24 protein-coding genes are annotated in these 26,791 nt (G+C 36.9%); 15 read left to right on the forward strand and 9 right to left on the reverse strand.

Annotation, left to right across the window (positions count from 1 at the left end; translation table 11 throughout):
* Positions 1 to 27 precede the first annotated feature (27 nt).
* The 4 genes from IFO69_RS20130 to rfbC form a co-directional block, all read right to left on the reverse strand.
* Positions 28 to 1,434: a tetratricopeptide repeat protein gene (locus IFO69_RS20130; protein WP_192011948.1), complete on the reverse strand. Its 1,407-nt coding sequence runs from the start codon at positions 1,432 to 1,434 to the stop codon at positions 28 to 30.
* A 121-nt stretch (positions 1,435 to 1,555) separates the two neighbouring features.
* Positions 1,556 to 2,515 carry an NAD-dependent epimerase/dehydratase family protein gene (locus IFO69_RS20135; RefSeq protein WP_192011949.1) on the reverse strand — a complete coding sequence of 320 codons (960 nt, stop codon included), beginning with the start codon at positions 2,513 to 2,515 and terminating at the stop codon, positions 1,556 to 1,558.
* Positions 2,512 to 3,255: a tyrosine-protein phosphatase gene (locus IFO69_RS20140; RefSeq protein WP_192011950.1), complete on the reverse strand. Its 744-nt coding sequence runs from the start codon at positions 3,253 to 3,255 to the stop codon at positions 2,512 to 2,514. The genes IFO69_RS20135 and IFO69_RS20140 overlap by 4 nt, the downstream gene beginning before the upstream one ends.
* A 1-nt stretch (position 3,256) precedes the next feature.
* On the reverse strand, positions 3,257 to 3,808 hold the full coding sequence (gene rfbC, locus IFO69_RS20145) for a dTDP-4-dehydrorhamnose 3,5-epimerase (protein WP_192011951.1): 552 nt from the start codon (positions 3,806 to 3,808) through the stop codon (positions 3,257 to 3,259).
* Between the two features lie 233 nt (positions 3,809 to 4,041).
* Here rfbC and hflX point away from each other — a divergent pair, with 233 nt between their 5' ends.
* Entirely contained in the window at positions 4,042 to 5,319 is a 1,278-nt protein-coding gene (gene hflX, locus IFO69_RS20150; protein ID WP_192011952.1) for a GTPase HflX, read from the forward strand.
* A 110-nt stretch (positions 5,320 to 5,429) separates the two neighbouring features.
* Complete coding sequence (gene mtgA / locus IFO69_RS20155) at positions 5,430 to 6,116, forward strand: monofunctional biosynthetic peptidoglycan transglycosylase (protein WP_192011953.1); 687 nt, start codon at positions 5,430 to 5,432, stop codon at positions 6,114 to 6,116.
* A gap of 90 nt (positions 6,117 to 6,206) precedes the next feature.
* Here the strand turns inward: mtgA and recF are convergent, their stop codons facing one another.
* Positions 6,207 to 7,313, reverse strand: coding sequence for a DNA replication/repair protein RecF (gene recF / locus IFO69_RS20160; RefSeq protein ID WP_192011954.1), 1,107 nt, complete (start codon positions 7,311 to 7,313; stop codon positions 6,207 to 6,209).
* Between the two features lie 218 nt (positions 7,314 to 7,531).
* On the opposite strand from recF, the gene IFO69_RS20165 reads away from it, so the two are divergent.
* The 8 genes from IFO69_RS20165 (at position 7,532) to IFO69_RS20200 (ending at position 16,749) form a co-directional block, all read left to right on the forward strand.
* Positions 7,532 to 8,539 carry a glycoside hydrolase family 43 protein gene (locus IFO69_RS20165; protein ID WP_192011955.1) on the forward strand — a complete coding sequence of 336 codons (1,008 nt, stop codon included), beginning with the start codon at positions 7,532 to 7,534 and terminating at the stop codon, positions 8,537 to 8,539.
* Positions 8,540 to 8,753: 214 nt separating this feature from the next.
* Complete coding sequence (gene pdhA, locus IFO69_RS20170; RefSeq protein WP_192011956.1) at positions 8,754 to 9,776, forward strand: pyruvate dehydrogenase (acetyl-transferring) E1 component subunit alpha; 1,023 nt, start codon at positions 8,754 to 8,756, stop codon at positions 9,774 to 9,776.
* Between the two features lie 208 nt (positions 9,777 to 9,984).
* Positions 9,985 to 11,193, forward strand: a complete 1,209-nt coding sequence (locus IFO69_RS20175; protein ID WP_192011957.1) for a hypothetical protein — start codon at positions 9,985 to 9,987, stop codon at positions 11,191 to 11,193.
* Between the two features lie 359 nt (positions 11,194 to 11,552).
* On the forward strand, positions 11,553 to 11,762 hold the full coding sequence (locus IFO69_RS20180) for a helix-turn-helix domain-containing protein (protein WP_192011958.1): 210 nt from the start codon (positions 11,553 to 11,555) through the stop codon (positions 11,760 to 11,762).
* Positions 11,749 to 13,773, forward strand: a complete 2,025-nt coding sequence (locus IFO69_RS20185; protein WP_192011959.1) for an N-6 DNA methylase — start codon at positions 11,749 to 11,751, stop codon at positions 13,771 to 13,773. The genes IFO69_RS20180 and IFO69_RS20185 overlap by 14 nt, the downstream gene beginning before the upstream one ends.
* Positions 13,767 to 15,251: a restriction endonuclease subunit S gene (locus IFO69_RS20190; RefSeq protein ID WP_192011960.1), complete on the forward strand. Its 1,485-nt coding sequence runs from the start codon at positions 13,767 to 13,769 to the stop codon at positions 15,249 to 15,251. Before IFO69_RS20185 ends, IFO69_RS20190 begins: the two co-directional genes overlap by 7 nt.
* A 365-nt stretch (positions 15,252 to 15,616) precedes the next feature.
* Positions 15,617 to 15,922 (forward strand): DUF6922 domain-containing protein, encoded by a 306-nt coding sequence (locus IFO69_RS20195; protein WP_394354479.1) that lies wholly within the window; start codon positions 15,617 to 15,619, stop codon positions 15,920 to 15,922.
* Positions 15,923 to 15,927: 5 nt separating this feature from the next.
* A complete protein-coding gene (locus tag IFO69_RS20200) occupies positions 15,928 to 16,749 on the forward strand; it encodes a nucleotidyl transferase AbiEii/AbiGii toxin family protein (protein ID WP_192011962.1) in 822 nt (273 codons plus the stop codon).
* A gap of 512 nt (positions 16,750 to 17,261) precedes the next feature.
* On the opposite strand, the gene IFO69_RS20205 is transcribed toward IFO69_RS20200, so the two are convergent.
* From IFO69_RS20205 to IFO69_RS20220, 4 genes are all read right to left on the reverse strand, one after another.
* On the reverse strand, positions 17,262 to 19,274 hold the full coding sequence (locus IFO69_RS20205; RefSeq protein ID WP_192011963.1) for a hypothetical protein: 2,013 nt from the start codon (positions 19,272 to 19,274) through the stop codon (positions 17,262 to 17,264).
* A 59-nt stretch (positions 19,275 to 19,333) separates the two neighbouring features.
* Positions 19,334 to 19,633: a hypothetical protein gene (locus IFO69_RS20210; RefSeq protein WP_192011964.1), complete on the reverse strand. Its 300-nt coding sequence runs from the start codon at positions 19,631 to 19,633 to the stop codon at positions 19,334 to 19,336.
* A 90-nt stretch (positions 19,634 to 19,723) separates the two neighbouring features.
* Positions 19,724 to 20,473 (reverse strand): hypothetical protein, encoded by a 750-nt coding sequence (locus IFO69_RS20215; RefSeq protein WP_192011965.1) that lies wholly within the window; start codon positions 20,471 to 20,473, stop codon positions 19,724 to 19,726.
* Between the two features lie 42 nt (positions 20,474 to 20,515).
* Entirely contained in the window at positions 20,516 to 21,754 is a 1,239-nt protein-coding gene (locus IFO69_RS20220; protein ID WP_192011966.1) for a phage integrase SAM-like domain-containing protein, read from the reverse strand.
* 166 nt (positions 21,755 to 21,920) lie between these two features.
* Between IFO69_RS20220 and IFO69_RS20225 the strand changes: the two genes are divergently transcribed.
* The 5 genes from IFO69_RS20225 (at position 21,921) to IFO69_RS20245 (ending at position 26,789) form a co-directional block, all read left to right on the forward strand.
* Complete coding sequence (locus IFO69_RS20225; protein ID WP_192011967.1) at positions 21,921 to 22,637, forward strand: tetratricopeptide repeat protein; 717 nt, start codon at positions 21,921 to 21,923, stop codon at positions 22,635 to 22,637.
* Between the two features lie 95 nt (positions 22,638 to 22,732).
* Positions 22,733 to 23,209 (forward strand): 6,7-dimethyl-8-ribityllumazine synthase, encoded by a 477-nt coding sequence (ribH, locus tag IFO69_RS20230; protein WP_192011968.1) that lies wholly within the window; start codon positions 22,733 to 22,735, stop codon positions 23,207 to 23,209.
* 45 nt (positions 23,210 to 23,254) lie between these two features.
* Positions 23,255 to 24,574, forward strand: a complete 1,320-nt coding sequence (locus IFO69_RS20235; RefSeq protein WP_192011969.1) for an aspartate kinase — start codon at positions 23,255 to 23,257, stop codon at positions 24,572 to 24,574.
* Positions 24,575 to 24,729: 155 nt separating this feature from the next.
* On the forward strand, positions 24,730 to 26,460 hold the full coding sequence (locus tag IFO69_RS20240) for a M14 family zinc carboxypeptidase (protein ID WP_192011970.1): 1,731 nt from the start codon (positions 24,730 to 24,732) through the stop codon (positions 26,458 to 26,460).
* 8 nt (positions 26,461 to 26,468) lie between these two features.
* Positions 26,469 to 26,789: a DUF6787 family protein gene (locus IFO69_RS20245; protein WP_192011971.1), complete on the forward strand. Its 321-nt coding sequence runs from the start codon at positions 26,469 to 26,471 to the stop codon at positions 26,787 to 26,789.
* The last annotated feature ends 2 nt before the right edge of the window (positions 26,790 to 26,791 follow it).

Consider the following 26,791-nt stretch of genomic DNA (forward strand, 5'->3'; position numbering starts at 1 on the left):
TAAAATTTAAGGTAAATAGTAATCGGCTTATAATCCTTCTTTGTATTGAGAGATGATCTTGTATATGGCCTTTTGATGCTTGACTTCAGGCATCAGCTCATATAAAATCTCGTGTCTTTCAAAGTCCAAAGTTAATGCATTTTCTAAATATGAAAAGGCTTCTTTGTATTTACCTGTCTTTATGAGATAAACTACTAGTCTATAATAGAGTTCCGCTTCTTCTGGTAATTCGTCCATTCCTTCCTTCAGGACGTCGATGGCTTCCTCAAATCTGTTTTGGTCAAAATAGATGATCGAAAGGTTGATATAAGTCTCCATCAGACCCGGCTCGAGGTTAATGGCTTCTTCGTAGGCTTCAGAGCTGGCTTGCAAGTTTCCCAAGTGGTATTCCGCATCTGCCAGTCCTACCCAGTAGTTGGCACTGACGCTGGAGAGCTTAAGGGCTTTTTTGAAATAGTGTATGGCTTCAAAAAATTTATCTTTTTTTAACATACACATACCCAAACCAAACCATGCATCATCGTATTCTGGATCGAGTTTAGCGGATTTTTTAAAGTATTTGAATGCTTGATCCATCTGGTCTAGCTTCTCATAAGCTGCGGCTAGGTAGCAGCAGTTTTCTGAGTTGGCTCCCTCACAGTTGATAGTATTTTGGTAGGCCTCGATGGCCTGCTCATACTGCTGGGTGTTCATCATGGCATTACCCATGTTGAAATAGGCAGAAGCAAAGGTGTCGTCAATGATCAGGGCATAGTCGTAGGCATTGATGGCCTCTTCATACCTGCCCAATCGGTTATATACGACGCCAAGGTTATACCAAGCTCCTGCACTGTAAGGATCCTGATCGATAAATTCCTGATAGAACTGCAGAATTTCGTCAAAAGACCCTTCTTCCTCGGTGATCATGGCCAGTTGGAAAAGGGCATCCTCGTGGTTGATCTTGAGCTTCACAGCCTCCTTGTAATTATGAATTGCTTTTTCGGTATTGTTTTCAGCTCTGTAAAAATTCCCAAGTGAATAAAATACTTCGGCTTTGTCTTCTGCCATTGGGAGGAAGTCCTCCAAGATTTGTATGGCCTCTTTGGTACTGCCATTTAGCAACAAGCCATTGGAAAGCGCCAAGATGATTTCTTCGTTATGTGGCGAAAGGTTGTTGATGTTCTCAAGTACTTCCAGCCCCTCTTCAAGTTCATCATTGAAGATAAGGCATTGGCCATAAAGCAATTTTATTTCTATAGAAAAAGGAAACCTTTCCAGCGCGATTTTACATGCCTTCAGGGCTTTCTTGAATTTCTGGGAATCAAAATAATACCGGACAATATCTTCCAACTCCTCTTCATCGAAAAAGAGGTCCAAGTTGGCTTTCAGGGAATTTTCAAACCGCTCGATCAATGCTCTTTCCTCTTCCCTATCGTGTTCAAAATCTCCAGTCATATATTTGGCTTTGAATTTATTTTTAAGATACCAAATTAATTGGTAGCTCAAATAGCTAATGAAATTATTTTTTCGACTTTTTAGCCAAAAAGGTGATAGTCTTGGGATTAACGAAAAAGGTTTATTTTTCGTTCACAGCCCACTGAAGGGTTTCTTCTAAAGGGGTGTATTTGAAATCAATAGCCCTGGAAATTTTAGCATTATTGAACTCAATTGGAAGCTGGGCCAGCATGGCTGTTTGTTTGTTCAGGATACTTTTTTTGCCAAATAACCGTGAAAAGTTGTTCCAAGCCATGGCCAAGTTGATCAAGGTTCCATTGACAGCTATTTTGGGTGCTTTTTTACCCATGACTTTGGCCAAGCTTTCGAAAAAATGTTGGTACGGAATACTCTTATTGTTTAGAATGAAACGTTCATTCCATTGGCTTTCTTTGTAAAGCAGATAAGTTAACTTGGCTGCATCTCGGATGTCTATATAGTTGAGGGAGCCCTTTGGATAGAAAGGGTTCTCTTTTTGGACATAATTATAGATTGCAGTGCTACTTCTTTGATCTTTTTCTTTGGCCAGCAAAATAGAAGGGTTTACGACCAATGCTTCCAGTCCTTCTTGTACGCCTCTCCAGATTTCCAATTCTCCAAGATATTTAGAAATGGCATAAGGGGTGTTCCAGGGAGAATCGACCCATTTATGGTTTTCATCGATGACATTTTGGTCGGGAGTCCTGCCCAGAGCAGCAACTGAACTGATGTGGATAATTTTCTTGATTCCTTTCTCCAACATCACATTGACCACATTGGCACTTCCTTCACAGTTTATTTTGAGCAATCGCTCCTTGTCTTTCGGGCTAAATGAAACCAGGCCGGCAGCATGAATGATCATGTCCATCTCTTCAAATGCATCTTCCAACGACTGGTAGTCATTAATATCGCCTTCATGCCAGGTGATTTTATCTTCCAAATCTCCTAGAAGTCTGGTTTGGCTCTCAGGCCTTTTGAGGCCATGGATTTCTCCAAGATCCTGAAATTCCCGGGCTAGATAACTGCCTATAAGACCAGTAATACCTGTGATCAGAATTTTCATAATTGAGGATTAGAGAGCGTAAGGGCTTTTAATTTAGAGTAATATTTGCTGTTGGGGAGGTGCTGCAAGGCATCGAGGTAGCGATGGTTGTGACAGTCAGTGCCGACAAACTTGATGGCCTTTCGGTCAATCATTTTTTCTGCAAGTTGCTTTACGGGCTTGGAATAATAACCTGTAAGCGATAAGAGGTTCATTTGGAAAAGAACACCTTTTTCGATCAGGGAGTCAAACAACTCTGGATCCTGATGTAAATATAGGTAGCGCTCAGGGTGGGCAAAGATGGGCTTATAGCCTTTTGTTTCCAAAGCGAAGAAGGTTTCCTGTAGCATTCTGGGCTTATTGATAAAACCCGTTTCAATAAGGATATGATTGTCTCCAAAAGTCAATAAGGGTTCACCTTTTTCCAGTTTTTCATTGAAGATTTCGTCCAAGTAGTATTCCGCAGCAGCTTCTATTTCAATGGCTATCCCTTCTTTCTTTAATGCCTCTTGGACTTTTGTCAATCCCTCAGAGATGATTTCTGGCGTGTTTTTATAAAATTCAGTCATCACATGAGGCGTTGTGATCAGCTTCCGCAAGCCATAGCCTTGAAGCCTCTTAATCAGCTCAATAGATTCGTTCAAAGACTTGGAGCCATCATCAATCCCTGGGATAAGGTGTGAATGCATATCTACCTCCATCCAGTCCAAAGACAAGGGACCCGTTTGTTTCTTACTTTTGAATAAATCCAGTAATCCCATATTACAAACCTCCTCCAGTCTGCTGCTTAAATTCTGCTAGTGTTGGTAAAGCTAAATCTTTTTCTGAAATGATAGGAACTCCTACTTTCCAATCAATGTCCAGATCGGAATCATTCCAGATGATTCCTCCTTCACTATCTTTGTGATAAAAGTTGGAACATTTATAGGAAAAGATGGCATCTTCCAAAACAGAAAATCCATGTGCAAAGCCTTCTGGTACATATAGCAAATTGTGCTGGGCACTGTCAAGGATTACGCCATGAGACTGACCGAAAGTTGGAGAGTCTTTTCTTAAGTCAACACAAACGTCGTACACTTTACCAGTGATGACCCTAACTAATTTCGCTTGGGCGTAGGGAGCAAGTTGAAAATGGAGCCCACGAACGGTCCCTGCGATTGAAAAAGACTGGTTATCCTGCACCCATCGGGTATTGATGCCTTTTTCAGCCAATAGGTCCTCTCTGTAGGTTTCCAAAAAATAGCCCCTAGCGTCATTAAAAACCTTAGGGTAAATTTCGTATACATCTTTAATTGGGGTACTTCTTATTTCCATTTCTCTCTTCTATTGTCCAAAGCAAGCCGTAAATTTCCATTCTTTCTCCTTATAAGACTAATTTTACACAAAATAATTTGGAGATTTGTGGGGAATGGTAAGCATTTTGATTTTGATGTAAACTCACCAAATATTGTGAAAATGAACTACTTTGAATGAATTATGTTTCAATAAGTTCGAATAAATATTAAATTATAATTAATAACATTGCATTCCCAATAGGAGCAAACTGAATGAGTAAATATACGAGAAAATTAAAAAAACTGATAGAAACGGCCCCTCAAGAGGAAACAGCTGTTTTGGTAGCCTTGATTAAACAAAATCAATCAGAGCATGAAGTGGAAGAGCATCTGGATGAATTGGCCTTTTTAACAGAGACATTAGGCGCCAGGGAGGTTTATCGATTTACACAGCGACTGGAAAAGCCAGACGTAAGGAGTTTTGTGGGTACAGGTAAGCTGGAAGAGATTCAATCTTATGTCAAGCATTTTGAGGTGGATATGGTGATCTTTGATGATGATCTTTCTCCTTCCCAAATGAGGAATCTGGAAAATGAGTTGAAGGTGAAGGTCTATGATCGTTCTTTATTGATTTTGGACATTTTTCTCAACAGGGCACAGACGGCACAAGCCAAGACTCAAGTTGAGCTGGCCCGTTTTCAATACCTATTGCCGAGATTGACTAGAATGTGGACTCACTTGGAGCGTCAGCGAGGAGGAACGGCCACTCGTGGTGGTGCCGGTGAGAAAGAAATCGAAACGGATAAAAGGATGATCCGTAACCAGATTACCTTGTTGAAGGAAAAGCTGCGCAAGATTGAAAAACAAGGAGAAACGCAGCGAAAAGGACGAAAAGGAATTGTCCGGGTTGCTTTGGTTGGATATACCAATGTGGGCAAAAGTACCTTAATGAATTTAGTGACTAAATCGGAAGTATTGGCGGAGAATAAACTTTTTGCAACAGTGGACTCTACCGTTCGAAAAGTGGTCTTGGATCATATCCCATTTTTGCTTTCTGATACAGTCGGGTTTATCAGGAAGTTGCCTACTCACTTGATTGAGTCATTTAAATCTACCTTGATGGAGATCAAGGAAGCAGATGTATTGGTGCATGTGGTGGATATATCCCATCCAAGTTTTGAGGATCATATTGCTGTGGTGAACCAAACTTTGACTGAGCTTGGAGCGGGTGAAAAACCGATTCTTTTGGTTTTCAATAAGATCGACTTGGTGCCAGAGATGCCTTCAGAAGAAGAGTTGATGCACATGACTGAGTTGGAAGTGGAGGAAGCCAATTATTTGGATCTGGATGAGCTGAAGAAAGTTTATGCGAAGAAAACGGGAATTGAACCTGTCTTTATGGCGGCACAAGACGGAACCAATGTGGAAGACTTTAGAAAATCTTTAACTGCCGAAGTAAAAAAGCAGCACATGAAGATCTATCCTCATTATTTGGCGGCGGAAACTTATGATCTTTCCCAGTTTGAGGATTGGAATGAAGAAGAGAACTGATAGTTGTCCCACCACTTTTAATAGATTTAGCTCAAGCGATGAGAATGTTCTTCCCTTGAGCTAAATTTATAATAACCTTTCAATTGACTTAAAGATAGCTTTATAGAACGATGAAAAGAGTAATCCGTTTTTTGGGAAAGATTCTGTTGTGGTTTTTTATTCTTTCTATTGGTTTTACTGTACTTTATCGCTTTGTACCTGTTTACATTACGCCATTGATGGTGATTAGGATGGTGGAGCAGTCAATGGATGAGAAAAGGGCAGTAAAGTTGGACAAAAAATGGATGCCAATTGGGGAGATATCACGCCACATGCCCCAAGCTGTTGTAGCATCGGAGGATCAAAAATTTTTGGAACACCATGGTTTTGACATGGACGCGATACATGAAGCCTTGGATGAAAATCAATCAGGAAAGCGGATCCGAGGTGGCAGTACCATTTCTAACCAAACCGCCAAAAACGTCTTTCTATGGCCAGGAAGAAACTATGTTAGAAAAGGCTTAGAGGCTTATTTCACACTATTAATTGAATTGATCTGGTCCAAAGAGCGGATCATGGAAGTCTATTTAAATGTCATAGAGGTGGGAGATGGAATTTATGGTGTGGAGGCAGCAGCCCAAGAATTTTACAAAAAGCCAGCTTCAAAGCTCAGTCGCCAAGAGGCGGCCATGATTGCTGGAATTCTGCCCAGTCCCTTAAGATGGAATCCTGTAAAACCAACCGCTTATAATTACAAACGTCAGTCCTGGATATTAAGGAACATGAACAACCTGAATCCAGTAGGTTTTGGGAAATAGTAAACTAGATTTTAAATGTAAAATACTGGACAAAAGACAAAGCTGAAATCTTTATTCTTGGGTTTATGGCTTGTTTTCTAAATCCAGCTTCTAAAATCTATCCTTGATCGCTCCCTTCTCAATATCAAAATAGACAATATCCGCATCAATATCCTTTAAAATGTTTTTGGTCCTTTCTGGTCTGGCGTCAGTGATAAAGAGTTGGCCAAATTCGTGGTGGGCCACCAATTCCATCATTTTACCAATGCGGTAATCGTCCAGTTTGTCAAAAATATCATCCAGCAACAGGATTGGCTTGGTGTTGGTTACTTCTTTGAAAATTTGGAATTGTGCGAGTTTCAAGGCGATTAGGAAGGATTTCTGTTGGCCTTGGGAGCCAAATTTTTTCAAGGGATATCCATCGATTTCAAAGACAAAATCATCCTTATGGATTCCTACATTGGTTCGTTTCCTGATCAGGTCTTTTTGAAGACTATTGTGGAAGTGCTCTTCAAAGTCAGCTTTGGCACAATGGCTTTCATAGCGGATTTCTACTGCTTCTCGCTGTCCGGAGATTTCCGAGTAATGATGGAGCAAGGAAGGTTTGAAGCGTTCAATAAAAAGTGTTCTTTCTTGGTATAACCAATTGGATAAACTGATCAGCTCTAAGTCATATGGTTCGAGTAGGTTCCTGTCAAACCGGTTCTGTTCGGCAAACTGTTTGATCAGTGCGTTTCGCTGTTTCAAAAAATGGTTATATCGAACGAGCTTGGCCAAGTAGTTTTTGTCCAACTGTGAGAGGATACTGTCAAAGAATTTCCGTCTTTCTTCACTTCCCTCTTTGATTAAGGCTGTGTCATCAGGAGCAATCAGAACTACGGGTAAAAGTCCGATATGCTCACTCATTTTTTCATAAGCCTTGCCGTTATTGAGGAGTTGTTTCTTCTTTTTACTTTCCAAGATGCATTGGATCTCTATTGATTTATTTGCTTTCTCAAATTCAGCCTTCATGGAAAAGAAGGACTGATCATGCTGGATATTTTGCATATCCACGGAGTTGAAAGCACTTTTGGTCAGGCAGAGATAGTGGATCGCGTCGAGCAGGTTGGTTTTGCCACTCCCGTTGATGCCTAAAAAACAATTGATTTCCTCTGAAAAAGTCACCTTTGCCTTGCTGTAATTTTTAAACTGAATCAATTGAAGGTTTTTAAGGTGCATAGAGGGACTGTTGATTTTGATTGATTATACAAATGTAAGGAGATGGCGTTTCTTTGAAAGGAATTTTAGATCAATACTTATTAACATAAATTATTGCAAGACGATCAAATAATTTTGGTATCAAAAGTAACATGATGTTTAAATGTCAAAAAGACACTAAATTTTGTGTTGGATTAATTTGTCTGAGTATATTTACTTTTACAAAACTGAAATAACCCATGAATTACTTTCGAAAGTTATACTTGGCCTTAACATTGGTATTTACATTTGGCCATTCTTTATTGGCGCAAGAACTTAAATTTAATAACCCTATAGCGGAGCAGCGGGCTGACCCTTGGGTATGTAAATCTGATGATGGTACCTATTTTTTGATTGCTACCGTACCCGAGTATGACCGTATTGTCATTCGGCAGGCCAAGACCATCAATGGACTAAAAGAAGCAGAGGAAAAAGTAGTTTGGCGCAAACATGGTTCCGGTGTGATGGGCCATCATATATGGGCGCCCGAGCTGCACCAAATTGACGGCAAATGGTACATTTATTTTGCTGCAGGGGAAGCCGAAAACATTTGGAATATCAGGATGTGGGCTTTGTCCAACCCCGCCGAGGATCCCATGGAAGGAGAATGGAAAGAGGAAGGCAGGATCATGACTGATATTGAATCATTTTCATTGGATGCCACTACTTTCGAACATCAAGGCAAACGGTATATGATTTGGGCACAGAATGTCAGGGGTGGTGAGCACGGTACAGGATTGGTCATGTCTGAAATGCAAAGCCCTACTACTTTGAGAGGGCCTGAGTTGGTGCTGACCGAACCGGAATTTAGCTGGGAGAGGGTAAAATACAATGTAAACGAGGGCCCGGCAGTGATCAAAAGAAATGGAAAAATCTTCGTTACCTATTCGGCAAGTGCCACCAATGATAATTACTGTATGGGCATGTTATGGATAGACGAAGATGCTGACCTCATGAATATCAATAACTGGAACAAGTCACCAGGGCCAGTTTTTTATTCCAATGAGGAGGTGAAAAGATATGGGCCCGGACATAATTCCTTTACCCTGGCAGAAGATGGAGAGACTGTCATTATGATCTACCATGCCAGAGACTATAAAGAGATCCAAGGGCATGAATTATCAGACCCCAACAGGGCTACCAGAGCCAGAGAGGTAAAATGGACTCAGAGCGGATTTCCCGATTTTATGCAGAAAGTAGGAGATTAAGGATTGATTGATTTTCAGAGTCTAATACTTAAGATGATGTTAAAAGGAGTTTAAGTTGGAATTTCCAGATTATGCATGATAAATTCATGATCTTTTGTACGATATGTGGGTAGAAATACCAATTACCTTTTTCAGATTCGTAAAAGCCTTTGTTAATCAATGAATACTTATTTATATTTGAGCCCCGAAAAATGCATATTTTATAATTAACGATATGGCGAAAAAGAGTTCTACGTCCACTAAATCCAAAGTAAAATACTCCAATGATACCTACGCTTACTGGTATGAGAGCATGTTGCTCATGAGGAGATTTGAAGAAAAGGCTGGCCAACTTTATGGTCAACAAAAAATCAGAGGTTTTTGTCACTTATATATAGGTCAGGAGGCTTGTGCTGCTGGTGCAATCACTGCCCTGGAAAAAGAAGATAAATGGATCACCGCTTACCGTGACCACGCACATCCACTAGGATTAGGTACTGATCCAGGTGCTGTGATGGCAGAACTTTACGGTAAGGCTACCGGTACCACCAAGGGTAAAGGTGGTTCTATGCACATCTTCGATAAAGAGAGAAACTTTATGGGAGGTCATGGCATCGTAGGTGCACAGGTTCCAATGGGCTTGGGTATAGGCTTTGCTGAGAAATATAAGGGCACCAAAAACCTTTGTATTTGTCACATGGGTGATGGTGCTGTTAGACAAGGTGCCGTACACGAAGCTTTTAACTTGGCGATGTTGTACAAAACTCCTGTGATCTTTGTAATCGAAAACAATGGCTATGCCATGGGTACTTCTGTCACACGTTCTTCTAATGTAGATGATCTCTCTACTATCGGAGAGTCTTATGATATGCCTTCTTTTGCGGTAGATGGAATGAATGTGGAAGCTGTTCATGAGGCAGTATCAGAAGCAGCAGAAAGAGCTAGAAAAGGTGACGGTCCTACTTTGTTGGAATTTAGAACTTACCGATATAAAGGCCACTCTATGTCTGATCCTCAGAAATACAGAACACGAGAGGAAGTAGAGGAGTACAAAGCGAAGGATCCAATTGAGCAAGTGAAGAAAACCATCTTGGACAATGAGATTCTTACTGAAGAGGAAATCAAAAAGATTGATGATAAAGTGAAAAAGCAAGTGGCTGATGCAGTGAAATTTGCTGAAGAATCTCCATGGCCTGATGGTCAAAAAGCATTTGAAGATGTTTATATGCAAGAGGATTATCCTTTTGTGATGGAATAAAATTATAACTCATGAAAAGTCAGCTGTCTGCGTGGTTTTCTTCACCAAAACAGCTGACTTTTTTTATGATAGTTTGCGAATAAACTAAAACCGTTATATTTGCGACTGAAATTTTTTTATTGATGAAAATCAGCTAGTTATGTATTTTAGGGTAAAATTTAGGGTAAATTTTTTATAATGATCTGGTATAAATAACTTTTGAAGCTTAATGAAAATAACAGCTAGGAATATTAATCAGATAAAAGAGTCCTTCAAGAAATTAGTTGATAAATATCAACAACTTTCTGACGAATATGACCCTGATGATTCAGTTTATGAAATATCAATTGGAATGGAAGAAATACAACTTCCATTCCCTAAAGATCCTGATGCTTTTCATCAGGTTAGTGATTTTATTCGATTGATGAATGAATTTGAATCAATTCGTTTCGAAAGTAAAAATAAAGTAATTACTACAAGATTCTCTCAAAGAGCCATTTTTTGTAATGATCAACTATTTTATGAAATCGTTGAAAATGGTAAAAATAATCTTGAATTTACCTTCAATGACATTACTTTAAGGATAGTAAATAATCCAATTTTAATAGGTTTAGGTTCTTTACATTATGGTTTATGGGATAAATATGTTCCTCCCTGTTCATCTTACAATGCAATTGAAGTTGAATATAAAGGAGACCGTTCTAATGTTAATGAAGATGAGCTTATTACTTCTTATATTTACTCATTAGCAGTAAAATTTGATTTCGATATCCATTTGATTGATGTTTATGACAGTGGATTATTTGACTTTGATACGGATGAAGAAGTCGATCCAAAAAATCATAAAATTGATTCTATAGAAAGTTATAATTTCGGTATGGATCTATATCTCAAAGCAAATCGAGATATTGATGAAGAAATGAGACTTTTGTACTATTACAAGGTTCTTGAATTTTTTGCTCCAGTTGAAATAAAAAAAAATGCCAATGAAAAACTTAGATTAAAGCTGTTTTCCCCCAAAGCGACAGAGCCTGACGCTAATTTTTTGCAATCAATTTTTGCTTTAACAAAGAGGTATGAAGAAGATCTAAGGGATAATGAACTTATAAAACCATTACTTAGGGAGTGCATTGATATTGTTGATTTATATGAATTTTTGCCAGAAAGTATAAAGCATAAAATACGGAGAGAATTAAAGATAAGTATTGTTTCTTATGATTTGGATTCTCAAAATGTAATTAAATTATCAGATTATATAAGTACAATAATTTATGCAACCAGGAATTCATTTGTTCATGCAAAGTCGAATTATAGTTCTAATGGAAAAGAATGTACTGATGAAGAATTGGCTGACCTAAATATCTTTTTAAAGCATACATGTAATTCAGTAATTAAATGGTATAACAGGTTACCGAATCATCTTAAAATCATGAATTGACCAATGTTTAAATAAGTGTTTGGTTTATAATTGCAAGTTATGTTTTTGGATATCCAAAAACTAAAATTCGGGTTTTCACACCTCTTTTACTTGAAATCGTGGGAACGATTTATTTCTTCCCTTTGGTCAATTCTCTAATATTTATTAGAGATAAATGAATAGGTGATAATTTAAATATTGGATTAACTTATGATTAATGAATAGATATGAATTGGGGTTTGAAATTAAAGAAGCTATTAAAATCTTCAATAATTACTTTTAAACATTTTTAGCACCTAACCCACCGAAATATAATGAGTATTTTCACTATGGAACAGTGAGTTTGTATTATTTTGCAATTGAATTAAAATGGTTTGAAAATGAACCGAATTAAAGAAATCCTGAAAGCCAAAGGAATAACGCAGACTTGGCTTGCTGAGAAAATGAATAAAAGCTACACGACAATAAACGAGTATGCTCGAAACGTAAGACAGCCAAGTGTAGAGGATTTATATGAAATAGCTGACATTTTACAAGTACAGGCAACTGACTTGTTAGTAAATAAAATGAATAACAATGATAGAAACTAAGGTTATCATTTCAATTCCCGAAGGAAAACTAAGGGACTACATTGATGGAACAATTCGAGTTGACACACCTGAAGAATACGTTAGACAGACCGTTGAAAAAAGATTGATTAACGAACACAAATACTCAAAGGAACAAATCAAAATTGAGTATGGAGTTCAAATGGGTTCGGGTAAAAAGCGAGCTGACATTGTAATCTTTCCAAAAGATTCAACAGCAGAAGAAATTAAAGACCAAGACAATATTTGGTTAGTCATTGAATGCAAAAAAGAAGCTGTTAAGCCAACCGACAAAAACAATGGCGTTGAGCAGATGAAATCCTACATGGCTGCTTGCGGAAACTGTGAGTGGGGAATGTGGACAAACGGAATGCACAAAGAAGTTTGGCGGAGAGTTAGGAACGAGCAAGGAAAATATGTTTACGAAGAGTTTAATGATATTCCTTCTGCTGACGGAACAACTGACGAACACGAAAGACCAAATCGAAATACTTTAATTAAGGCTTACGAAGACAATTTACTCTTTACCTTCAAAACTTGCCATAACATTATTTACGTCAATGAAGGTTTACAAAAGCAACCTGCATTTTTTGAATTTCTTAAAATAATTTTCTGCAAAATTCATGACGAACGTAACTTACTTGAACCAGTAGAATTTTTCACTACTTCAAAAGAGAGAAATTACAAAGACGGTCAAGCAAGTGTTTACAAGAGAATTTCTAAAATATTTGAGGACGTTAAAAAGCGACACGGACAAATATTTGATAAAAATGATGAAATAAAATTAGCACCAAGAACTGTAACTTATTTGGTCGCTGAACTTCAAAAGTATGCTCTTCTAACTACAAATATTGACATTAAAGGAAAAGCCTACGAAGAGATTGTTGGTGCTAATCTAAGAGGCGACAGAGGCGAATTTTTCACGCCAAGAAATGTTATGAAAATGGCAGTCGCCATGCTTAACCCAAAAGAAACTGAACGCGTTTTGGACAGCAGTTGCGGAACGGGTGGCTTTGTAGTTACTGCAATGACAGCAGTAATTGATTCTTTGCGGGAAAGAATGGAAAGCCAATATGGCGAAGAAGAAGGATGGAACGCAGACGTAAGAAAAGCATTTAACGATAAAATTTCTGAAATCGCTTCTGAAAATTATTTTGGTTTTGACATAAATCCAGACTTGGTAAAAGCAACCAAAATGAATATGGTAATGAATAATGACGGAAGCGGAAATATTCTGCAACTCAATTCACTTTTACCACCGCAAGAATGGGAAGAAGAAACCAAAAAGAAACTTGCAAAAGCATTAGATATTTCTGCAAGTGAAATTCGCAACCATAAAAGTTTAAGTCATTTCGATATTATTGTAACCAATCCACCATTTGGCTCAAAAATTCCAATCAAAGACCAGCAAATACTCGAACAATTTGACATAGCTTACATTTGGAATAAAGACGAAAACGGAAATTGGTTTAAAACAGACCGTTTACAGTCAAGCGTACCACCAGAACAACTTTTCATTGAACGAATTATTCAACTTTTAAAAGAAGGCGGTAGAACAGCAATTGTTTTACCTGATTCAATTTTAGGTGCACCAGGTCTTGAATACATTCGTCATTGGTTAATTAAAAACACCAAAATTATTGCGAGTGTTGATTTACACGCTGATGCATTCCAACCAAGGAATGGAACGCAATGTTCTATCCTATTCCTTCAAAAGAAAACCAAAGCAGAAATAGCTGACGAAGAAAAGTCAAGACAAATAATTGATTACGACATTTTCATGACCATGATAGACCATATCGGTCATGACAAAAGAGGTGGGAAAATCTTCAAAAGAGACGAAAAAGGAAATATCGTAATGATTGAAGTTGAAGAACTTGTAAAGGAAAAAGATGCTGACGGAAATTTAATTGCTCGTAAAGAAGTAACACAAGAAAAAATTGTGAATGACCAGACTATTCACGTTGCAGACGTTTTTTCAAAATGGAAAACTAAACAAGGAATAGCATGGTAGATAACAGCAATTTAGCGTACAAGTTTCAAGAAGTTGAAAAGGAAATAGATTACACCTATTTACCTGAACCATTAAAATACACTTCTGTTTCGTTAACTGAGGTTTTCAATAACAAGCTACGATTAGAAGCCAATTCTTTCAACTTAGAAGCAAAAGCTGCTAAAGAAAAAATTCTTAATAATAAATATGGAGTAGTAAAACTATGGTCTGACAATGGGCTTGTTGATAAAGCTTTTCATAGACCAAGGTTTAAAAGAATCTATGTTGACCGTAAAGAAATTCCATTTTATCAACCCTCTTCTATAACAGATGTTTATCCAAAACCCTCGAAATATATTTCAGCTAAAACGGAAACAGACCTAGAAAGCTTAAAAGTAAAAAAGGGAATGCTTTTAATGACGGTATCGGGAACTATAGGAAAAGTTGCAATAGCGGGGAAAAAATTAGAAAATCAAATATTTAGTCATGACCTTTTAAGACTTACAGGTAAAGGGAAATACGATTCAGGGTACATTTATTGTTATTTCTTGTCTGAAGCGGGTCAACATATTTTGCAATCCAATAATTATGGGGCAGTTATTAAACACATTGAACCCGAACATTTGCAAAATATCATAATCCCAAATGCACCAGAAATATTAAAAAAAGAGATTCACGAACTTGTAATAGAATCTTACGATTTACGAGACGAATCCAATGATTTAATAGACAAAGCAGAGTCAATTCTTTATGAAGAACTTCAACTTAAACCAATTGAAGAATTGGAAACTACTTTTTTTGACAGTTCCGTAGATTTAAGAAACTACTCTACTAAACTAAGTGGCTTGAATCTAAGACTTGAAGCTTCATTTCATGTGCCTTCAACGCAAGCCATATTAAAGGCAATTAACATACACGCAAAGGAAGTAACTAAAATTGGAGATAAAAGAATAGCTTCTGATATTATACTACCCGGTCGTTTTAAAAGAGTTTATGTCGAGAAACATAATGGCATTCCTTTTTTTGGAGGTAAACAACTATTGGAACTAAATCCAAGTAACATTAAATATTTATCACTTGACCAACATTCTAAAAGAATTGGCGAACAACTCTTTTTAAAAGAAAATATGACCGCTGTTACTTGTAGTGGGACAATTGGAAAAGTTAATATTATTCCAAAACATTGGGAGAATTGGACATTAAATCAACACGTAATGCGTATTGTTCCTGCAAATCTCGATATAGCAGGTTACATTTTTTGTTGGTTAAATACAGAGTTTGGTCATAGACTTATAACTCGTCATACTTATGGCTCGGTCGTAGATGAAATTGATGATAGACACTTATCACAAGTGGAAATTCCATTACTTAAAAACGAGAAAAAACAGAAAGAAATTAATGACTTGGTTTTACAGGCAAACGAATTAAGATACAAAGCCCATTTGAAAGAGCAGGAGGCGATTAAGAAAATGGAAACCATAATAAACGACACCAAATAGCCCGGACTTTGCTCCGGGCTTTTTCATGTTTGGTGTTTTTTAACTTAAAGCTATTCTGTTGAGCGAACGTCACATCTACGTTATTAAAAGTGTTTAACGAAAAGTCGTTCTAAAAATATTTCACGTATATGTAGAAAGTCCTTATTTAAATTTTTATTAGCTATGAAAAAATCAAAAAATATTCTTTTTGTATTGATTACTATTTTCTTCTTTTCAGGTTGTCAAGAGGTGCCCGAAACTGGATGTATAAAGGGTATTCTAATAGACCTTTTCTTTGCTTTTTGATTAACCCATTATACATGAAATCTAAAAGTATGGATCCTGTGCCTAGGAGTTTTGATTATATTGTTTCTTATATTAGTTGAATGGGTAACGCGATAAACAATGTCATCCTAACAGACTTCTTCCCCAAAAGCATTTTTTGGGACGTGGACGTTGATCGCTTAGATTATCGTGATGAAATTGATTTTATAATCCCAAGGGTGCTTGATAAAGGGCTATTGTTTGATTGTTTAGATAATTTGGAACAGCTTTATTCGCTTGAAGCCATTCAATATTTTTGTAAGAATAGTTCTCAGGTTTTTGGAAATGAAAAGATCAAATTTTTAGCAAAAAAATATCGTCTTAAGCCAAAGCAATTTTTGAGATACGATCCTAATATTGAATTGTAATAATCATGGAAGCCGTTTCAAAAGAACATTATCGATTGATTAAAACATTGATGGATTTGCCTTCCTTGAAGCAATTTAATTTAGGAGGAGGTACCAGTCTGGCTCTAAGGTATAATCATAGAATTTCTTTGGATGTTGACCTATTTGCCCAGGGAGTTGTAGGAGCTGAAGCCATGATGATAATTAAGACTGAACTCGAATCAAATCTAGATGGTGTAAAGGTAGAGCTTAACAATGCTCAACATGATTCTTTATCTTTTATCAGTGCAACTGTACCGGTTAATAAAAGTCAATCTCAAAAGCCCGAGGTCATTCAAGTTGAGATAATCCAGAATCTCAAAAACCTTTATGCCCCTGACATGGTAGGCGGAGTTAGGTTTATCAAAATAGATGATATTGGGGCTTTGAAGTTGTTGTCAGTTGTTGGAAGAGGTGTTAGAAAGGATTTTTATGATCTTCATTTATTAACTGAAATAAAGCCGTTGAGGCACTACTATGACCTGTTGATGGAATATCAAAAAATCAATGTTGGTTCTGAACCAAATATATTTGATCAAATGTCTCCATCAAACGGTGGAGAGAAAGCAGTTTTATCAAAAGACTTATCCATCCTTGCCGATTTTAACAGAGCAAGCTTAGAGAGGATCAAAAGTAACCAAATAAGGTCAGTGCCAGACTGTAAAATAGTGAACATGGAGCAGAGCTGGCAAATTATAAAGGGCGCCTGGAAGAAAAAGGTAAAGGAATTTGCTTTAGAAAGAGGCCTGAAATTCCAGGAAACTCCAGTCAAAAGGAAAAACAAGAATCAAAACTGGTTTATTAAATAAGGCTGTAATTATTGCTTTTGGGGAAAAGTTATACAACCAGTCCTATTCATTTATAAGTGAATAGATTATTTATGATTAATTTAATTATGTATGGATGTATAAATGAATAAGTTATTCACCCATAAGATTTTAGTTCATAGTCGAATGGTTGCTAAATTTAAGGACCCCAATTCAAAGAATGCTTAGTATGATTTTAAAAGCGATTACTAGTGGAAATTGCTGAAAAGTAGTCCTACATGTCCAACATTAAAAAAAATAAGCCATAGGCCTGTTTAGGCCTGTTTTTCTGTGATTCGTAGTGTAGGACAACTTTATTTTTGTAGGACATTTTTATATAAATTATTAAGTGCTGTCCTACATTATCCTACAAATTGATAAGCAATTCCTACCTTGTCCTACGACTAATACTAATAAAAGATAGTTCTCTTCTTCTATTAGCCTTATTATAGTTATTGTAGGACAGGTAGGATTGAATATTTAGGTTTTCTTATAATAGAGTTTAATACGGAAACTTAATCTTCATGGAAAGACCCCAATTTTTCTGAGGATTGAATGTTGTTGAGTGTACTGTTATTTTCTTCAGGGTAATCTTCCTTCATATCGAGTTTAAGACCGGATTCTTCCAATATCTTACAGTCAAAAAGAAATGCGCTAGTAACAATTCTTCTGTTGTCCTTGTAAAATGAAGTTGACTTGATTTGACCAATGTATGCATGTGTATTTTCTAAATAATGGATAAGCGAGCCCTTGTCCAGTCCCGGTCTTTCTCCTTTTCTTCTCCGACCTTCGAGGTATTTGTGGTAGGCATTATTCAAGCGAATAAATAATATCTTTTTTAACCCTCCAAAATCCTTATCGACAGATCTTCTGTTTTCTAATATCTTTAATTTTCTATGATATTCGATTTTAAAATCACCCTTTTCAGTTAGCTCATTCTCAGAAATTAAGTATTCAACCTCTTCCCAGAATGCATTGGTTTCATTTGATTTGGCAATAAAGTTATTTTGATCTCTAACATTTTTGGCTGCTACTGAAAGAACTTTTTCCCAATCAAAAGGCCATTTTAACTCTTTACTTAATATTTTCCATGTAGTTAGGATGGTCACCATATTATTAATAATTCGGGATTTAATGTGTGGATCATCTTTCAGTATACCATTAATATCCTTCCTTACTGATTCGAATGTCAGAAAGTATTCTTGGTTAATTTTATTTCTATATTTTGTAATGTGTGCAGTTATATGGCTTAATCCCTCTTTCTCCATTTTCTGAAGTTTAGAGAGCTGGAATTGCTCTTCTGGACTATATATGGTTTTAGTATATGTCAGTAGGATGCACCTATTAAATATCGCTATATCCATCGTTGGTCTTTCTTGGCCTGAAATATTACAGCCTGAGTATACTGGAGTTCTTGCCGTCCGATTGTTTGATTGATCTTTTATTGAAGTATCTGCCTTTGAATGATTGGATCCATCATATGCTCCTTTTATACCTCTTCCTCTTTTGGGGTCAATGGAATTTGAATATTCATCAAACCAAACAACTCCATTTCTGAATTGCGCAAATGTTCGATGGAAACTAACATCTGTTCCAGAATCAAGGTTATATGGGTTTCTCCTCTCGCCAAACATATACTGTATACTCCAGCAAATTGTAGACTTTCCAGTGCCACTTTCTCCAAAATGAAATAAGTGAGGAAAATATTTAAGTTCCTTATAAATGATATCTCGAAATAGACAGGAAATATAAAAACAAGAGCTTAAGATGCCATTATCTCCAAAGACCTTATAGAATTGGATAATCCACTCCTTAAATGTTATATACTCATGTTTCAAATATTTGATAGTTCTATCTACTTCATAACTTGAATCATTATTATACATGGGAGATAAAGCTGGAATGAGGTATAAAGTTTCTTCAACTTTGTCGGGGTCTCGGCAAAGACCATGTTCATTGGTAGGGTGAAAGATGCCATTTTTAATGATACCATTGGCAAAAGCGTAAAATCCCTCTTTCTGCCAGCCCAAAACTTCAATTTCACGAACATTTTTAGTGTTGTCATAAATTCTCTTTTTTGTGTTTATATATTGGGAGGCATTCCCCTCAAAAAGAAAATTTCCTTGGGGTTCACAATAGGTTTTAAATTCATTAAGGTAGACTAAGGATTTAGCCGGGATTGAAATTATTTTTTGGTATGAATTTTCATTCTGTAATTCTACTATCCTTTTACCGTTTTCAGTTCCAGGAACTAAGTAAAGTGGATTTATATGGAAGTTTGAGATTTTTTTTAATGAAATTATTTTTTCCTTAAAATCATAAACAGCATGGTAAATACAATTATTAAATATGAGATGTTTGTATTTATTAATTTCCCATTTTAAATGAGGTTCATTAAAATTGTTGGCAGCTTCAATTTCTTCGGGCCATGAATAACTCCATTCATGATTCAGGTTGTCAATGTCTGTTCTGATGCCATCCATTAAATCGGAATTGACAGTCTTGTCTTTATTGATATTATTGTTCATATTTAGGTGTTAAAATATCTTAAAAAACTTTGAAGGAGAGAATGCGGGTTCTCTCCTTTTTACTTTTGGGAATTAAACTCACCAGCAAAATATTTTTTGATTTCATTTTTGTGGATGTAATATTTGCCCATTATCTTTTTATGCTGCATGCCCCTATCAAAAAATTTATAGAGGGTGTTATAACTCTTCATATCCACCAACTCCATGAATTTTTTAGCAGTTATATATTCCACTAAGTCTTGTTCTTTAAAGGAGGATTCCTTTGATAATAATTGATCTAATTTGTCTTCAATGATCCTGAATTTGTTTGATAAGCTCTTAGGATCGATAATTAAAAGTGTTTTATCTAAATTTTCCATTTGTTAGTATGTTTTGATTATTATTACTAACAAATAAATAAAATGTTAGCATTATTTCAAAATGTTGCTAACAAATGAATTCATATATATTCATTTATTTTGAAAAATGGCCTCTATTTTGCCTTCAAACATCTTAAAAACCTTATCCCTCTTATTCTTTTTATCACTTTTGGGTGATAACGGGAATAAAGAGTTTATTTTTTGTTCGTTATAAATGTCAAATAGAAAAAGAAAATTGTCATTAAAAGAAGAATGAAATTCAAAAGAGGTTGATAATGAGTAAAGTAAATCTAAATCCTTGTGTTTAATTATATCATTAAATAATTCGGATGAGTTTTCACGCATCGTTGATAAGAACAAGTAAACTGCTTTTGGGGGAAGTGACTCTACAAAAACGGTACTGGTTGAACTACCTTGTTTTGAAAAATAATCCAATAATTGATCCTTTATATCTTGATAAACAAACTCGTGACACGGAGTTATTACTTTATGAAAAACCTCAGAACTAAAAAATGAAATATCAAATTCCGTAGAATAGAATTTGTCATGCAATGTTTTTGATTCATTTATAATCCATAGATCTCTTTTGATATGACCATCATAAGAAATGTTATTGTTCAATATCGCTGATTTAACAGCTATACCTAATTTAACCCCAGAAGATTCTTCTATTCTAATTAAGTTTTCAGAAGCCGTCCAACTAAAACTTTTTAGTTTTACTGGTTTTCGATTATAAGTTATTTGAACATATAATGGGGACAAGTTTATGGGGTTCTTTTTAATCTTTTTTAAATCTTCTCCATAAAAATGTTTTATACTTAATTTTTTTTCCTTAGCCATAGAGTTTACGCGTAGTTATTGAAACAAAAGTAATAAATAACATCAATCCTCTTTCAACAAGTCCTTAAGTGTTCTGAACATATCATTATTAGCCACACTATATTCTTGTTGTGTCTGGATCTTCTTATGACCCATCATTCTTTGTGTTATTTGATGTGGATATTGGTTGGCTACAGTACTTTTAAAGGTGTATCTAGCAATTCTTTGATTTAAATTGAACTCCAATTCCAATCGATTACTGATCACCTCTAAATTTCTTGATATTGAAACTGATGGGTTTGAATGGTTATAGGTTATGTTTGGGAAAAGTTTCCCTTTATATTCAGGGTGGTATTTATCAAAAATCTTTCTAACAATCCTAGGATATAAGGGGTTTTCAAATCGACCCCTACCCTCTTTTGTGCGATTACCTACTATAACAGCATAACTTTTGTCTTCACCTTCAAAATAGAGGTTGTCTTCACATGTTAAATTGGCAATTTCCTTGTAGCTCCTACTGGTGTAGCAAAGGAAAAGGAATAGGTCCCTAATTTCCTCCCTGTGTTTTTCTCTTTTACCATCTCCAAATTTCATGTTTTCTAGGGCAATTAACTGCTCTTTGGTCAATGCATATTTCTTTCTCTTCTTGGCATCACTAAATTGAATCTTTTCAAAAAGCCTACTATTAAATGGTTTGTCTAATTCACGGCACCATTCATTATACACCACTTTAACCTTGTTGAAATATTCCTTGGCGGTACTTCCAGCCATCATATTATTTTCTGGATTGTCCAGGAAGGAAGCTAATCCAGTAAAATATGCCCTGGTCATTTCATTGAAGCTTACATTTGGATTGTATTCTTTTACTTTATTCAGTGCAGATTGATAGTTCACTTTATTTCCCCTTTTGCTACTAATAAAGTGATCAAAGAACATTTCAAATGTTTGTTCTTGAGACTGTACTTTTTTCCCCTCATGAGAATAGTTCTTTTCATACCAATCTTTCACTGACTTTACTGTGATTACCGTTCCGTTCAGGCTACAGTTAGCAAGGTAAATATCAATCTGACTTTTTACTTTATTGATGATTGAATTGTATTCTCTGTAATTCGTTACATTTTTTTTTATCCACTTACCTTCACTATCTTGGAAGTCTTCAATCCGGATATTGGGAATTTTGGGAGCAATGCTTGTCTTTTTTCTTAGTTCTCGGATCATTACATAGATAGGATAAGTCCCTTTTTTATTGGGTTTACTTTTTCTATTGTAATTTGGATCTATTTCTACCCTAGTATAAATCATTTCCTAAATTAGTAGTTAATTAGGGTAAAAAATAGGGGTAAAAAGAATGAAAAACAATAATATTCATCTATTATCAATTCTTTAAAAACAGCGTTTTTCAAAAAAAACAGTAGGTTTTGTTATTATATGAAACATAATCTATATTTGCGACTGAAATTTTAGAATAATGGTTAAGAAAGAGATTAAAAAGGGAGCAGCTCATGATGAACACAATGAGCTTTTAGAGAACCCTGAAGCAATTGCTGAAAGTTTAGGGAAAGGTGAAGCTTTCTTGAAGAAAAACTCTCGAGCTGTTGGTGGAATTATCATTGTTGGGATTTTGGTGATTGCTGGAATTCTTTATTTCCAATTCAATAATGCCAATAAAGATAAAAAAGCGCAGGGAGAGATGTTCCAAGCAGTATATTACTTTGAGCAGGACAGCTTGGATTATGCTTTGAACGGTGACGGTGTGAATGATGGCTTCTTAAAAATCTTGGATGAATACAGTGGTACCAACTCTGCTAATCTGGCCAACTTCTACGCAGGATCGATTTATCTTACCCAAGGAGAGTACCAAAAAGCAGTAGATTATCTGGAAGATTTTTCAGCTGATGACTTCTTTGTACAAGCTAAAGCTTATGCGCTTTTGGGAGATGCTTATGTGGAGCTAGGTCAAAACAGCGAAGCAATCAGTGCATTTGAAAAAGCTGCTTCTTATAAGGAGAACAAGTTCTTTACGCCTATTTATCTGAACAAGTTGGCCATTGCTTATGAGGCAGCAGGGCAGATCGAAAAGGCAATTGATACCTATGGTACTATAGAAAACGAGTATCCAGAATCTTACGAATTTACATTAGCACGAAAGCATAAAGCGCGCTTAGAAGGCCTTGCATCTAAGTAATGCTTTGTGATTTACAGCATTTTAAGAAGTAAGGCCAAACGGTCTTACTTTTTTTGTGTTTATACATTATTGAACACCATTAATAAAAATTAGAAATGGCAACTTCACTGAAAAACTTAAGTGAGCACTCAGCTAAAAATATAAAGGACATTAGCGAAAAGAAATTTGGGATTGTGGTTTCGGAATGGAACGATGAAGTAACAGAGTCTCTTTTTGAAGGAGCTATAGAGACACTTTTGTCTCACGGTGCGAAAAAGGAAAACATTTACAGGAAAAACGTCCCGGGTTCTTTTGAGCTTACGCTTGGTGCACAATGGGTGGCAGCTGTAGAAGAGATCGATGCGGTAATATGCCTCGGATGTGTCATTCAGGGAGAGACAAGACATTTTGATTTCATCTGTGATGCGGTGGCTCATGGCATAACCAATGTGGGGCTGAAATACAATAAGCCAGTAATTTTTGGAGTGTTGACTCCAGACACCCAACAGCAAGCCATGGACCGTGCTGGAGGGAAGCATGGCAACAAAGGGGACGAAGCAGCCATTACAGCCATAAAAATGCTCGGTTTCTAATATCAAGCTAGAAAAACAAACCATTAACATACATCAACTAATCAAATGAAAATCATGAAGTTTGGGGGAACCTCTGTAGGTAAACCCGAAAGAATGCATCAGGTAAAAGACCTGATTACCAGAGATGGTGAGAGAAAAATAGTAGTGCTTTCTGCACTTTCTGGAACCACTAATGCCTTGGTAGGTATTGGCGATGCCTTAGCAGAGGGAAAGAAGGATTTGGCGAAAGAGCGGATTGATACCCTCCATGCGCATTACCTGGAGTTTTACAAGGAGCTTTTGGAAACAGAAGCAGCCAGAAAGAAAGCAGAGAAAATCATCAAAGAACACTTTGAGTTTTTGAACATTATTCTCAAAATCTCCTTTAACGAAGCCATCAATAGAGATATTTTGGCTCAAGGGGAATTGATGTCCACCAAGCTCTTTTACACCTTATTGGAGGAAAAAGATGTTCCAGCGATATTTTTGCCTGCGCTTGAATTCATGAGTATTGATGAAAACAGTGAGCCTGAATTGAGCAAAATCAGTGACCGTCTGAAATCTATCTTGAAGAACTACGATAAGGACGCGATCTTTGTTACCCAAGGATATATTTGCAAGAATCACCGAAATGAGGTAGACAACCTCAAAAGAGGAGGCAGTGACTATACCGCTTCTTTGATAGGGGCAGCAATAAAAGCCAGTGTAGTGGAGATCTGGACAGATATCGATGGGATGCACAATAATGATCCTAGGGTGGTGGACAAGACTCGTCCGATTGCCCAGTTATCATTTGATGAGGCAGCCGAATTGGCTTATTTCGGTGCTAAAATCCTTCATCCAGCCTCTATCTGGCCAGCTCAGAACTATAATATTCCCGTTAAATTGCTGAATACCATGCAGCCTGAGGCAGCTGGAACTACCATCACTGCGGAAGAAACTGGAAAAGGAGTCAAGGCCATTGCTGCCAAGGATAGCATCATTGCGGTAAAGATAAAGTCTAGCAGAATGCTACTGGCTTATGGTTTCTTGAGAAAGGTGTTTGAGATTTTTGAAAAGTACAAGACACCAATCGATATGATCACAACTTCTGAGGTAGCGGTTTCTGTGACCATTGACGATGATTCCCATTTAAAGGATATTATTGTAGAGTTGGAGAAATTTGGAAACACGGAGGTAGACTATGGACAGACCATCATTTGCGTGGCCGGAAACATGATTGCCGAAAATACAGGCATGGTTAAAGAGGTGATGGATGCCTTGGTAGATTTTCCATTGAGGATGGTTTCTTACGGGGGTAGCCGAAACAACGTTTCCATCTTGGTAGATACCAAATATAAAAACGAAGCCTTGCAGCGACTTAATGATGAGTTATTCCAATGGTAAACTTATAATACTAGTAGAGCCATCTGCACATGCAGATGGCTTTTTTATTGGAGTAAGAAGAGCTTGAAAAAGCTTATAAGTTGAAAGGGCCTTTGGAACATCTATGCCGAAATACCTATCTTTCCATAATAGTTAAATTGAAGAATCAGCCGAGTATGAAGAAATTTACCCTTATTGTTTTTTTGCTGGCCTTGATAATAAAAGCTTATTCTCAAGAAAAGTACATCACTCAGTTTGAAAGCTCAAAGGGGATGGAGACCCCAGAATACGAAGAAATAATACAGTACTATAAGCTGCTGGCTGAGGATTTCGAGGAAGTGGAGATTAAGGAGATGGGGCCTACAGATAGCGGTAAGCCTCTGCATCTGGTGATCTATGACAAGAAGGGAGACTTTAACCCACAAAAGTGGAAGGAAGAGAATCGGTTGGTTGTTTTTGTGAACAATGGTATCCATCCTGGTGAACCTGTGGGCATAGATGCTTCCATGATGTTTTTGAGGGATGTGCTTTTGGGAAAGGAACAAACGCCGGAAAGTATGGTTTTGGCATTGATTCCTGTCTATAATATAGGTGGGCACTTGAACAGAAATGCTACCACAAGGGTAAATCAAGTTGGACCCAAGGAACATGGATTTAGAGGAAATTCCAGGAATTATGATTTGAACAGGGATTTTATCAAGACAGATACCCGAAACTCAGCAAGTTTTCAGGAAATCTTTCATTGGCTCAAGCCTCATGTATTTATAGATAACCATACCAGCAATGGTGCCGACTATCAACATGTCATGACTTTGATTGAGACCCAGCACAATATGTTAGGGGGTAAAGCTGGAGCCTATATGTATGAAACTTTGACACCGGGACTTTTTGTCCAAATGAAGGAACGAGATTTTCCGTTGGTACCTTATGTGAATGTTTGGGGAGATGTGCCAGAAAAAGGATGGACACAATTTAAGGATTCGCCACGCTACAGCAGTGGGTATACTTCATTGTTTCATACGATCAGCTATGTGCCTGAAGCCCATATGCTGAAAACTTACCAGCAGCGAGTGGAAAGTTTATACGCACTATTTCAATCTTACATGGCCATTTTTGAACGGGATGCGCCCAAGATCGTCCAGGCGGTCGAGCAGGACAGGGAGGCAGACAAGGACAAGGAAACCTTTGATTTTAACTACCAGCTTGTCAAAGAAAATCCAGTGACCATTGACTTTTTGGGATATGAGTCAGGTTATAAACCCAGTGAGATTTCGGGAAAAGACCGTTTGTTTTATGATCAAAGTAAGCCTTTCCAAGCGAATGTGGATTATTATGATACGTTTGTTCCGAGTTTAAGCATAGCCAAGCCAAAGGCTTATGTTGTGCCACAAGGTTGGTATAATGTGGTTGATAACTTACAGCGCAACCAAGTAAAAATGCACCAAGTAAAATCTGACAGTAGCTTTGAGGCCACAGTCTATTATATTCAAGATTTCGAAACGCTTGGAAAGCCTTATGAGGGGCATTACCTCCACAGTAAGATAGCGGTCAGGGAAAACAAGGAGGTGCTGAAATTAAGGGCTGGAGATTGGTTGGTTCCAATGGACCAAGAGGCCAATGGATTCATAATGGAGGTTTTAGAGCCACAGGCCGAGGACAGTTATTTTGCCTGGAACTATTTTGATACAATTATCCAAGCTAAGGAAGGTTATTCAGCTTACGTTTTCGAAGATTTAGCCGCAGATTACCTATTTCAAAATCCTGCATTAAAAAAAGAGTTGGAGAGGAAAAAAGCGGAGGACCCTGATTTTGCTGACAATGGATCTGCCCAGTTGATGTGGGTTTATGAACATTCACCGTGGAAGGAACGTGCCCATATGCGTTACCCAATTTACAGGATAGAATAGATAATTCGATGAACAACCAAAGTTACCTTAAAAGGTTACAAGAAAAGTGGCAGCTGAACAGCCTTTGGCAAGTGGTGCTTGTCCTGATCACTTTTGCTTGTACCGGTTTTACTGTCGTTTTTATCAAACAGCCTATTCTGGACTTATTGAAGGTAGATATGGAATCCGGGGGTTTCTGGAAAACGATTTTATATCTGCTGTTGGTTCTTCCGCTTTATCAGGTGTTATTACTGGCTTATGGCTTTTTGTTTGGGCAATTCAGATTCTTTTGGGAAAAAGAGAAAAAAATCATGAAAAGAATTGGCCGGTTGTTCATCCGGGAAAAGTAATG

Origin of the sequence: Echinicola arenosa, assembly GCF_014841125.1 — a bacterium.
Classification (GTDB): domain Bacteria; phylum Bacteroidota; class Bacteroidia; order Cytophagales; family Cyclobacteriaceae; genus Echinicola; species Echinicola arenosa.